Below are 11,006 nucleotides of genomic sequence, written 5' to 3'. Positions count from 1 at the left end.
CTATGGTTATTCCGCGTTGGTTTGCTCTGCGATGTCATCACCCCTTTTGCGTGTCGAAGCCCTCACCGTTGACTTTCCTCAGACCGATCAAACCCTACGGGCAGTGGATGGGATTTCCTTTCGCTTGGAGCGTGGCCAGACCCTTGGCATTGTCGGTGAGTCGGGTTCAGGGAAATCAGTGACCTGTTTGGCGCTCTTGCAGTTGCTCTTGCCGCCGGGACAGATCAGCCACGGCCAAGCCTGGTTTCAGCCAGAGCCAGAGGGGACAGCCATTGATTTGCTGCGCTGCACCCCCCGCCAAATGCAGCAGATTCGCGGTCGCCAAATCAGTATGGTCTTCCAAGAACCGATGAGTTCCCTCAATCCGGTCTATTCCATTGGCTTTCAACTGGCAGAGGCCATTGATCCGCAGCAACGACTTTCCCAAGGGCAATGTCAACAGCGGGCGATCGCCCTCCTTGAGCAGGTGCATCTCCTCAAACCGGAAGACCCCCTTGAGGAGAAAAAGCGGTTTCTCGGTCGCTATCCCCATCAACTCTCCGGGGGGCAAATTCAGCGGGTGATGATTGCCATGGCTATGGCCGCTTCGCCAGCGCTCTTAATTGCTGATGAGCCCACCACTGCCCTCGATGTGACTGTACAGGCGGCAATCCTACGGCTATTGCGAGAATTACAGCAGCAGTACCCTCTCTCATTGATTTTTGTGACCCATGATTTGAATCTGATTGCGGAATTGGCGGATCAGGTCGTTGTCATGTACCAAGGGCAAATTGTTGAATCGGGGACCCTTCAGCAGGTGTTTCGCCACCCCCAACATCCCTATACCAAGGGGCTACTGGCCTGTCGTCCCCGCTTGGATCAGCGTCTGGCGATTCTGCCAACGGTGGCGGATTTTCTAGGGGCCACCTCCCCGCAATTAGAAGTGATTTCCCCAGGGCAGCAGCGGGAACGCCTAGCCCATTTGGCCAGCCAACCCCCCTTGGTGCAGGTGGAGCACCTCTGGGTTAAGTATCCGGTTGCGGGGGGGCAGCGCTCGCTAACCGCAGTCAGGGATGTCTCATTTACGATTCGCACAGGGGAGACCTTGGGCCTTGTGGGGGAATCGGGCTGTGGCAAAACCACCTTGGCACGCACCCTCTTGCGCCTCCTAGAACCCGCCCAAGGCAAGATTCTTTTTGGCGATCGCGACATTAGCCATTTATCGCCTCGCCAATTGCGTCCCCTGCGGCAGCGCATGCAACTGATTTTCCAGGATCCCTACAGTTCCTTGAACCCACGCATGACCATTGGCGAGTTGGTGGCCGAACCGCTGCGGATTCACCGCCCTCATCACTCGCAACGGCAACACCAAGAGCGGGTGGCCTATCTCCTTGAGCGGGTGGGCATTGATCCCCAAGCTCAGAATCGCTATCCCCATGAATTTTCGGGGGGTCAGCGGCAGCGGATTTGCATTGCCCGTGCCTTGGCTTTGAATCCCGAGTTTGTCGTCTGTGATGAGTCGGTGTCTGCCTTGGATGTGTCGGTTCAGGCGCAGGTGCTGAATTTACTCAAGGAACTCCAGCGGGAATTTCAACTGACCTACCTCTTTATTTCCCACGACCTGAGTGTCGTGAAATTTATGAGCGATCGCCTGATGGTTATGTACAATGGCGAAATTGTGGAAATGGGTGAGGCGGAAGCCGTTTACCAACAGCCCCAGCACGACTATACCCGCACATTAATTGCCGCGATTCCCCGTGGTCTTTCCCTTGAGGCAGCCTAGATGTTCTCCTCCCTTGATCTTGAGAAGACCCTTGCCACCCTGCGCCCCATTCTTTGGCAGGCCCTTGAGCAACTGCGCCAGTTTTACCGCCAGGTGAAGGATCTAACGGTCCAGGATAAAGGCGGTGATCCCGTCACCCTCGCGGATCAGCAAATTGATGCCTTTTTGCGCCGTGCCCTCCAAGAACATTTTCCGGCCTCGGCGTTTGGCTATCTCACAGAAGAAACCTACACAGCAGGTCAGCCCCTATCGCAGCCCTATGTCTGGATCATTGATCCTTTGGATGGCACCTATGACTTTCTGCAACAGACGGGGGAGTACGCAATTCACGTTGCCCTTGTCCATAAACACCGCCCCTGTTTAGCTGCTGTGGTCTGGCCTGAGCAGGAGGTGATCTACACCGCCATTGCCGGTGGCGGCACCTATCGAGAAACCCGCCACAGTTCAACACGCCTGCAGGTTCAGCCCCCCAGCCCTGACCAGCCCCTGCGGGTGGTGATGAGCCGCAGCCATGGGGGCGATCGCCTAGAGGCATTTCTAACCAGCTTGGGATCGGTGCAGCTAATGCCGATGGGCAGTATGGGCTGTAAAACGGCGAGTATTTGCCAAGGGGATGCGGATCTGTACGTCAGCCTCACAGGGGGCAGTGCCCCCAAAGATTGGGACTTGGCGGCACCGGATTTGATCATGCAGGAGGCGGCGGGGGCCTTTACCTATGTCAATGGCGAATTACCCCGCTACAATCGTGCCGATGTGCAGCACTGGCAACCTCTGGTGGTATGTCATCCTGTCTTGAGCCGTTGGGTGGGCGATCGCCTGCAAGCCTTTTTACAGGAAAATCAAGGCTATTCTGGAAAATAGGCAAGTTCAGTCGGATAAAGGACAGGGCATGGTTTTTAATTGGTTTCGACGCAAGTTTGGCGGCAGTGGTGAGGAGCCATCCCCCGCTGCAGAAAGCCCAACGGAAGCGCCACCTGCAGAATCCACCGAATCCACTGCTTCCCCCAGCATCCTCAACTGGGCCAAAACGGCACTCCAGTCGATTCAAGCGCGACAGGCATCGCAGCGTCCTACAACCGTTGAAACCACTGAAGAAACTCAGGAAACACCGACGGCTGAAGCAGTGGCGGCTGATGCCCCCCTTCCTGTCTCTGGGGAGTCTGCCCAGACCGCTGTTGCGGATGAACCTGCTGCTGTCCAGCCCGTTGTTGAAGCTGAGCCTGGGGAACCAGACCCCTCCCCTGTCCTTGATGAGGGCTTTTTGTGGTCGGCGGCGGTCCTTGCCGCCCAAGGCCGGCGCCCAGAGGAGGTGGATATTGAGGAAATTACTTGGTTACAACGCCTGCGCCAAGGTCTGGGCAAAACTCGTCGTGGGTTGGTGCATCAACTGCGGGCGATCGTCGGCCAAGGCCCCTTAAGTCGGGATGCTGTCGAAGCAATTGAGATGCTGCTGTTGCAGGCGGATGTGGGGGTCAAGGCCACAGATCAAATTATTGCGGCGCTGCAAACAAAAATTCGCCAAGAAACCCTCCCTGCCGATCAGGCGATCGCCTACCTGAAGGAGATTCTGCGGGACATTCTTGATCGCCCCTTTCAACAGGGCTACCGCCGCAACTTTGCTCCGAAAAAGGGCACGCTGAATATTTGGTTGATTGCCGGTGTCAACGGCGTCGGGAAAACCACCACCATTGGTAAGCTCGCCCACATTGCTAGCCAGTCGGGCTATCGCTGTTTGATTGCGGCGGCAGATACCTTTCGGGCAGCCGCTACCGAACAGGTGAAAATTTGGGGACAGCGCTCCAATGTGGAGGTAATTGCCAACCCCGGCAAAAATACCGATCCTGCTGCTGTGGTCTTTGATGCTATTGGGGCTGCCCAGGCCCGAGGCACAGAATTGCTCCTGGTGGATACCGCTGGCCGCTTGCAAAACAAGGCCAACCTGATGGAGGAACTCAAGAAAATCCGCCGCATCATTGATAAAAAGGCGGGCGATGCTCAAATTGAATCGCTCCTAGTTCTCGATGCTACCCTCGGCCAAAATGGTTTGCGTCAAGCGCAGATCTTTGCAGAAGCAGCGCAACTGACTGGGGTCATCCTGACCAAGTTGGACGGAACGGCCAAGGGGGGGGTGGCCTTGGCGGTGGTACAGGAATTGGGGCTACCGATTCGCTTCATTGGTGCTGGCGAGGGCATTAAGGATCTGCGCCCCTTCTCCAGTTTTGAATTTGTTGAGGCCTTACTCTCCAGTGATGTGGAGGTGGCAGCATGAGGCTGGCCGATCGCCTGCGGTATTTCCAAGGCAATGTTTTTGATGCAATGGATCGAGCAAAGGCAGCGGTGGCGGCCACTGGGCGGCCGATTGTGGATCTCTCCCTTGGTTCTGCGGATTTGCCCGTAGCCGATCACATTCTTGCGGCCATTGAAGCGTCGGTGCGCGATGCCAGTACCTATGGCTATCAACTCTTTGCTAGTACGGCGGCCTTTCGCCAGGCAGTAGCCACTTGGTTTGAACGCCGCTTTGGCCTCAGGGTGGATCCCGAGCGGGAGGTGCTGACGCTCATTGGCTCCCAGGAGGGGACGGCGCACTTGCCCCTTGCGGTGATGAACCCCCAAGAGTATGCCCTGGTGCTCGATCCGGGGTATCCCTCCCATGCGGGTGGGGTCTATCTTGCGGGTGGACAAGTGTATCCACTACCCCTGCGCTCAGAAGATCACTTTTTGCCAGATTTGGCAGGGATTCCCCTGATGGTACGGGAGCAGGCCAAACTTTTGATTCTCAGCTATCCCCACAATCCCACCACGGCAGTGGCGCCCTTGGACTTTTTCAAGACGGCGGTTAAGTTTTGCGATCGCTACGGAATTTTACTGGTACATGATTTTCCCTATGTTGATCTGGTCTTTGACGGGGAGCGGGCACCCTCGATCTTTGAAGTGGATCGCGATCGCCAAGTGGGGATTGAATTCTATAGCCTCTCGAAGTCGTACAATATGGGCGGGTTTCGCATTGGCTTTGCCATTGGCCGTGCCGATATCATTGCTGCCCTGCGCCAAATCAAATCGGTGATTGACTTTAACCAATACGCCGGCATCTTGCGGGGGGCCATTGCCGCCCTCACAGGAGATCAAACCTGTGTCCAGCAGACGCGGGAGATTTTTCGGCAGCGGCGCGATGCCTTTGTCCAAGCCCTCGGCGATCATGGCTGGCCGGTGCCCCTCCCGCCAGCGACGATGTATGTGTGGGCACAACTGCCGGCGCCTTGGCAACGGGATTCCCTTGGCTTTTGTCAAGCCCTTGTTCAGGCAACTGGGATTGCAGCGGCTCCCGGCTCGGGTTTTGGGGAGGGGGGAGAGGGCTATGTGCGCTTTGCCCTAGTGCGCGATCGCCCCTGTTTAGAGGTGGCCGCTGCCCAAATTGCCGAATTTAGCCAAACGGTCCTGAAGGTGTAGGGCTCTAGTCTCCCATGATCCACGCCAACAGCAGGATCAGACCGCCCCAAAGGAGGATTGCAGGAACATGAATGGCGCGCAACACTTCTAGGGGAGTTAAAATGAGCACCTTGGTAAAGAGATTGGTGATCGTACAAAGAAGAACCAGCAAAATGATAAAGAGCATGGCAACTCGCCCTAGGCATTGCCATAGATGGGAATCACGGCGCCACTAATGGCCGCCGCTCCCTCGGAAATGAGGTAGGCAATCAGTTCGGCGATCGCCGCAGGACTCACCCAATTTGTTGCTTGGGCTTCCCCCATCGCCGCCCGATTGGCGGGGGTATCAATAATGCTGGGAAGGATCACATTGGCCGTGATATTTTTGCCTTTGGTTTCAGCAGCGATCGCCCGCGTAAAGGCCACTACTGCGGCTTTGGCGGCGCAATAGGCGGCCAGTTCAGCCGCTGGCTCAACTGCACCCCGTGAGCCAATGGTGACGATGCGTCCGTATTGCTGTGCTTGCATGCGTTTAAGGGCGTGCTTACAGACCAAGAAGGTGGTCTCCACATTGAGGCGAAAACTCTGCTGCCAATCACTGAGGGCAAATTGTGCGGTTGGCCCCATACTAAAGCCACCCACGAGGTGAACCACGGCATCCAATTGCGGCATTCGCTCCACCAGAGCTGCCACTTCACTTTCATTGTTCAAGTCCGCTGCCACAAACCGCACATTGGCCAATTCCGCCGCCGCCAATTGCTTTTCGAGAGCAGCACGGGCAGCCCCATCAATGTAGGGAACTGTCAGGGTATAGCCGTGGCTCAGGAGAACTGGCACTACCCCTTGGCCCAGCCCGCCTGTGCCGCCTGTCACTAAAACCGCCCGATGGCCAAATCCCCTCATGGCTGATCCCTCAGTGTCAGTTGTCGTGCTTTGTAGAAGGTTTGCAAACTGTGGCGATCGCCAACAAATCGCCAGTGCCAAGGTTCATAACTCACTCCCTGAGGATTATTACGGGGAAAGGACAGTTCAAAACTAAAACGAGCCGCATTCTTTCCCAACCAACGAAAGGCAGGGGTATCCTCAAAGGTTTCCTTAAGATGGGTCTGTGGCCGGGTGCCATCACCAATATCAATGGCATAGCCCGTATGGTGCTCGCTATAGCCGGGGGGCGCACTCACCAATGCCCGCTCCCTTGCCCGTTGTGCCCGCTGCTCCTTGACCTCAAAGAAAAGATAGTCCTGATCCTGTTTGGAACGAAATCCAGAAAGCGGTATCAACACCACCCCCTCCTGCTGCGCGGCGGCCACCATTGCCCGAAACCGCTCTGCTGCGGCGCGCCGTAACTTGATTTGGCCATCGGCGCTCACCGGTTCCAGTTCTGCGAGGGGAGCCTCTTCATAGGGCAGATGTCCCAGCAGATTCTCTGTTGGCGTTACCGTTGACGCCGTTCCCCTGGGTGATTCCGCAGGACGATTCAGGAACCACGCTGCTCCTACCCCCATGAAAGCCACGAGCGCAATAGCGCTGGCGATTGCCCCTCGCCGAGGCTCCTCCTTACCCTTGGTGATGGGTTGTAGCCGCTCCGCAACAGGAATATCTTGATCCATGATTCAACCCTGTTCTTTTGTAGAGAATAGACGATTTTTCCTAGGGCTGGGCATAGAGTTGCCAGTAGTTCCAGTAGTTTTCCAAAACACTCTTGACATAGCCATAGGTCTCAGGAAAAGGAATCGATTCCACAAAGCGATCGCTATCGCCAATGTCGAACCGCTCTAGCCACTGACTGACATTGCCGGGACCGGCATTGTAACTGGCCAAGGCTAGGAGCGTGTTTTGATTGTATTGATTGTGGGTGTAGTCAAAGTACCACGTGCCCAAACGGATATTGTGCTCTGGATCCACAAGGGAATAGTCCTCTAGGTTCAACTGCTCGGCAATCCAAGCGGCCGTCTCTGGCATCAACTGCATTAACCCCGTTGCCCCCACCACTGAGCGGATGTCCTTTTCGAAGCGAGATTCTTGGCGAATCAGGGCCATCACCAACAGGGGATTTAAGTTGTGGGTCAGTGACCACTTTTTGACCAATTCCCAGTAGGGCAAGGGGTAAAGGGCATACCAGAAGCGGACATCACGGCGAAGGGGCGCCAAGAATGTGGCCACCTGCGGTTCCCTGGCGGCCCGTGTAAACAAGTTTTGCAGCATAAAGATGCCATCGAGGTATTCCCCCACACCAAGGCGAATCAGGCCATCAGTGAGTTGCTCTGCCGCTGTTGGTGTCACTCGGTTCTGGAATTCCCACTGCCAGCGCTGCCAAGCCTCCTGAAATTGCCGCAGCAGATACAGTTCTTGCAGGGTTGGGCTGCCCGTCGCTAGAGGGAGCAGGGTTTGGCGATCGCCCGCCACTGAGGGGCGCTGCTGTCGCAGGGTTGTAAAGGTGCCCACTGGTTTCTTAAGCAGACTGGCAGCTCGCCAAGCATAGTAGGTGTGGGGATAGCGCTCCGTAACCAGTTGCCAGGTTTGGCGTTGCCCTTGGGGTTGTCCTGCCTCCCCTTGCCATTTTCCTTGCCAAAAGGCGGCTTGGGGGGCAAGCTCACTCTCAGGGTTAAACTTGAGAATCTCCCTAACCCACTGTTGTGCCTGAGACCACTGCCGTTTTTGGGCAGCTCCTTGGGCCAGTTGCCAGCGCAGTTCTGCTGCAGCGCTGCTTTGGGGATAGGTCTTGAAGAGCTGTTGCTGGGTTTGTTGTGCCCCTTTGGTATTCCCCAGTTCCCTATAGGCTTGGTACTGTGCCAGAAGGGCATCAGCAGCGATCGCTGGCGCTTGATTTTGGGTGGCGAACTGAAGACACTTGGCCAGCAAAGGGAGACGTGCCGCCGGTGTTTTGGCTAAGTGGGCAAGGCGCAGTTGGGCAAGGGCGGCTTCTGAACTGTTGGGAAAGCGTTGGATCAGGGCTTGATAGGCAGCAATCGCCCCGGCGGTATCCTCACTCAATTGGCGTCCCCGGCCGACCCGATAGAGATTCAAGGGGGTTGGCGGTGCTTTGGCGTAGGCCGCTGCTGCCGAGGCATACTGCATTTTTTCCCAATAGCCAAAGGCGATCGCTTCCCAATCGGCCGGCGTGAGTTGATCGGCGTAGCGCTGGCGCAAAATTTCCAGGTAGGTACCGTACGCCTGAAGAAAAAGACCGTGGCGTGCCACCAGCTTCAGGTAAGGGACTTGATCGGGATTTTTCTCTAACTGTTGCGCCACATAGTTGACGACGGCAGGATGCTGTGGAAAGCGCGCAATTGCTTCCTCTGGCCGGTTCAGATTCAACAGGGCCACCGCTGCCTCCGGCGCCGTGCCATACTCCCGCAGCAACTGTTGCCACGTTGCCTTTGCCTTGCGGTCATCTCCCTGTTGCTGATAGGCCTTAGCCCGAAGGAGCAGAATCGGTGCAGCCATAGGCCGGTAAGTCTGCTCAAGACCCTCGAGCCACTGGAGAGCCCCTTGGGGCTGATTTCGACCCAGACTGTCTACTGCCAGCAGATAACGGGCGCGATCGCGTTTGAGGGGATCCCCAGAGCGTGCCCACTGCACCAACGCTGGCACACTTTTGGGCGGAGCCTCGCCATTGAGCCTATAGGGAGGCGCCGGCGATCGCCCATGATGCCACTTGACCAGCCCAGCCCCGAGGACGAGCGTCGCCAGCAACAGCGACAGTAGCCAAGGCCCTATCCGTTGGTAACGTTTTACTTTCGAGAGGAATTGGACCATTGCGGTGCCCTCAGCCAGTAACCCTGCTGTCTTTAGTAAACTACGGTGTGGCCATCTGCAAACCAGCCGCGACTGAAGTCCCCGGCTTCCTTTTGCCTTGCGGAGGTGCTATGAAAAGATCAACCCATCATGGTCAATCTCAATGCCCCCGACACCGCGCATGGTTTGGATTGTAATTGGCTGCAATTGCCTGATTGCGCTGATTGCATTGTGGTTGGCCTGGCAGTTGGTGAAGCTGCGGCAGATTCTGCGGGGGGTGTCCCGTGCTCTACTGAATGCCGAGCGGAGTACCCACCGCGTCTTAGGTGGTGCTCCGGAGGTAATCATCATTGGCCAGCGGGGTGTGTCAAGTGTGCGATTGCAATTGCCTAAATGGCGTCGGCAACAGCGCAATGTCCGTCTGTTTTTAACCTTGCTAAGCTGGATAGGATGGTATAGTAGCCGCCTACGAAGGAGAAAGCGATGAGTCGGCAACAGAGTGGCGGTGGTACCTTTTTGGGGGGGCTGCTCCTAGGGAGTGCGATCGGCACAGTCGTGGGGCTATTGATTGCTCCCCGCTCTGGTCAAGAAACCCGCCAACTGCTACGCAAATCCGCTGATGCCCTACCCGAACTGCTCGAAGACATTACTGCCAGTTTTGAGCAATATCGCGATCGCCTTTCAGAGACCACCCAGGAGCGCTGGCAGGCAACCCTAGAACGGCTCAAGGAAGCGATCGCCGTCGGTATCGAAGTCACCCAGCAGCAGCAGCAAACCTTTCGGCGTGAAGCCAATGGCATGGCCTTGAGTGACCCTGATGAAGAGGATGTTGTCAATCAATAGCTTCATAGCTTACTTTGGAGTCGTCAGCTAAGGAATATGAGCCAAGAAACTAGGAGTCATCCCCTTAGCCAACAATCTCGACAGAGGGAAAACCCAGCGAGATTTTCCAAACAAAACATAATACAATCTTGCCATCACGTTTTTTGGTAACAGCACTGCTACAACCAACAGGATTCAAAGAAGGGGTACACCATCGTGGGATTATTTAGTCGGCTATCACGAGATATTGGCATTGACTTGGGGACAGCCAACACACTGGTTTATGTATCCGGACGCGGTGTGGTTTTAGAGGAACCGTCCGTTGTCGCCATTGACCAAAACACCAAACAACCCCTTGCCGTTGGTACTGAAGCGAAGCGAATGCTGGGTCGGACACCCGGGAATGTGGTGGCCGTACGTCCACTGCGGGATGGTGTGATTGCCGACTTTGAACGTGCCGAACTAATGCTGAAGCACTTTATGCGCCAAGTGCACGGCGGCAAGAATCTGTTTGCCCCCCGTGTGGTGATTGGTATTCCCAGTGGTGTTACCGGTGTCGAACGCCGTGCCATTGAGGATGCGGCTCGGGGTGCGGGGGCGCGGGAGGTGCATTTGATTGATGAACCCGTGGCCGCTGCCTTTGGCGCAGGTTTACCAGTGGAAGAACCAACGGGCAACATGATTGTCGACATTGGCGGTGGCACGACTGAGGTGGCGGTTCTCAGTTTACAGGGCACCGTTTTGAGTGAATCCGTCCGTGTGGCTGGGGATGAAATTTCTGAGGCAATTGTCCAATATTTGAAAAAAGTACACAACTTAATTATTGGTGAACGCACAGCTGAGGAGATCAAGATTCGCATTGGCTCTGCCTATCCCAATGACAGCTATGACTCCGAATCCATGGAAGTGCGGGGCCTGCACCAACTCTCTGGCCTACCACGCACAGTTGTAGTCAAAGCAGAAGAGATTCGCGAAAGCATGGCCGAACCCCTGTCGGCGATTATTGAAGCGATTAAGCGTACCCTTGAGCGAACCCCGCCGGAACTGGCCGCAGACATTGTTGATCGCGGGATTATGTTGGCCGGCGGTGGTGCCCTGCTACGGGGTCTCGATACCCTGATTAGCCATGAAACCGGCATTGTCGTCCATGTGGCAGCGGATCCCCTGCGGTGTGTAGTCATGGGTACTGGGCGCGTACTGGAAAACTTCAAAGACTTGGCTCGGGTCTTTTCTACACAACCGGCAGTGATTGGTTAAG

General features: G+C 56.0%; 11 protein-coding genes. 7 read left to right on the top strand and 4 right to left on the bottom strand.

What is annotated here, in order from left to right:
* The first annotated feature begins 31 nt into the window (after window positions 1-31).
* Genes IGQ16_RS01985 through IGQ16_RS01970 form a run of 4 tightly spaced genes read left to right on the top strand, consistent with a single transcriptional unit; the run spans window position 32 to window position 5,209 of the window.
* Complete coding sequence (locus IGQ16_RS01985) at window positions 32-1,762, top strand: ABC transporter ATP-binding protein (protein WP_024125853.1); 1,731 nt, start codon at window positions 32-34, stop codon at window positions 1,760-1,762.
* Window positions 1,763-2,623, top strand: coding sequence for a 3'(2'),5'-bisphosphate nucleotidase CysQ (locus tag IGQ16_RS01980; RefSeq protein WP_024125854.1), 861 nt, complete (start codon window positions 1,763-1,765; stop codon window positions 2,621-2,623).
* 28 nt (window positions 2,624-2,651) lie between these two features.
* Window positions 2,652-4,031, top strand: coding sequence for a signal recognition particle-docking protein FtsY (gene ftsY / locus IGQ16_RS01975; RefSeq protein WP_297060057.1), 1,380 nt, complete (start codon window positions 2,652-2,654; stop codon window positions 4,029-4,031).
* Window positions 4,028-5,209, top strand: a complete 1,182-nt coding sequence (locus tag IGQ16_RS01970) for an LL-diaminopimelate aminotransferase (protein WP_297060055.1) — start codon at window positions 4,028-4,030, stop codon at window positions 5,207-5,209. Before ftsY ends, IGQ16_RS01970 begins: the two co-directional genes overlap by 4 nt.
* Window positions 5,210-5,213: 4 nt before the next feature.
* On the opposite strand, the gene IGQ16_RS01965 is transcribed toward IGQ16_RS01970, so the two are convergent.
* Genes IGQ16_RS01965 through IGQ16_RS01950 form a run of 4 tightly spaced genes read right to left on the bottom strand, consistent with a single transcriptional unit; the run spans window position 5,214 to window position 8,947 of the window.
* Entirely contained in the window at window positions 5,214-5,375 is a 162-nt protein-coding gene (locus tag IGQ16_RS01965; RefSeq protein WP_024125857.1) for a hypothetical protein, read from the bottom strand.
* Window positions 5,376-5,386: 11 nt separating this feature from the next.
* Window positions 5,387-6,091: a 3-oxoacyl-ACP reductase FabG gene (gene fabG / locus IGQ16_RS01960; protein WP_297060053.1), complete on the bottom strand. Its 705-nt coding sequence runs from the start codon at window positions 6,089-6,091 to the stop codon at window positions 5,387-5,389.
* Window positions 6,088-6,798: a M15 family metallopeptidase gene (locus tag IGQ16_RS01955; RefSeq protein ID WP_297060051.1), complete on the bottom strand. Its 711-nt coding sequence runs from the start codon at window positions 6,796-6,798 to the stop codon at window positions 6,088-6,090. The genes fabG and IGQ16_RS01955 overlap by 4 nt, the downstream gene beginning before the upstream one ends.
* A 40-nt stretch (window positions 6,799-6,838) precedes the next feature.
* On the bottom strand, window positions 6,839-8,947 hold the full coding sequence (locus IGQ16_RS01950) for a transglycosylase SLT domain-containing protein (protein ID WP_297060049.1): 2,109 nt from the start codon (window positions 8,945-8,947) through the stop codon (window positions 6,839-6,841).
* 142 nt (window positions 8,948-9,089) lie between these two features.
* Here IGQ16_RS01950 and IGQ16_RS01945 point away from each other — a divergent pair, with 142 nt between their 5' ends.
* From IGQ16_RS01945 to IGQ16_RS01935, 3 genes are all read left to right on the top strand, one after another.
* Window positions 9,090-9,413, top strand: coding sequence for a hypothetical protein (locus IGQ16_RS01945; RefSeq protein ID WP_297041885.1), 324 nt, complete (start codon window positions 9,090-9,092; stop codon window positions 9,411-9,413).
* On the top strand, window positions 9,410-9,769 hold the full coding sequence (locus tag IGQ16_RS01940) for a YtxH domain-containing protein (protein WP_297060047.1): 360 nt from the start codon (window positions 9,410-9,412) through the stop codon (window positions 9,767-9,769). Before IGQ16_RS01945 ends, IGQ16_RS01940 begins: the two co-directional genes overlap by 4 nt.
* Window positions 9,770-9,964: 195 nt before the next feature.
* Window positions 9,965-11,005 carry a rod shape-determining protein gene (locus IGQ16_RS01935; RefSeq protein ID WP_024125862.1) on the top strand — a complete coding sequence of 347 codons (1,041 nt, stop codon included), beginning with the start codon at window positions 9,965-9,967 and terminating at the stop codon, window positions 11,003-11,005.
* Window position 11,006 lies beyond the last annotated feature (1 nt).

The sequence above is a fragment of the Thermosynechococcus sp. M3746_W2019_013 genome (genome assembly GCF_015296045.1).
Taxonomy (GTDB): Bacteria; Cyanobacteriota; Cyanobacteriia; order Thermosynechococcales; family Thermosynechococcaceae; genus Thermosynechococcus.
Note: the sequence above shows the minus strand (reverse complement) of the source record. Positions and strands in the feature narration are given on the sequence as shown.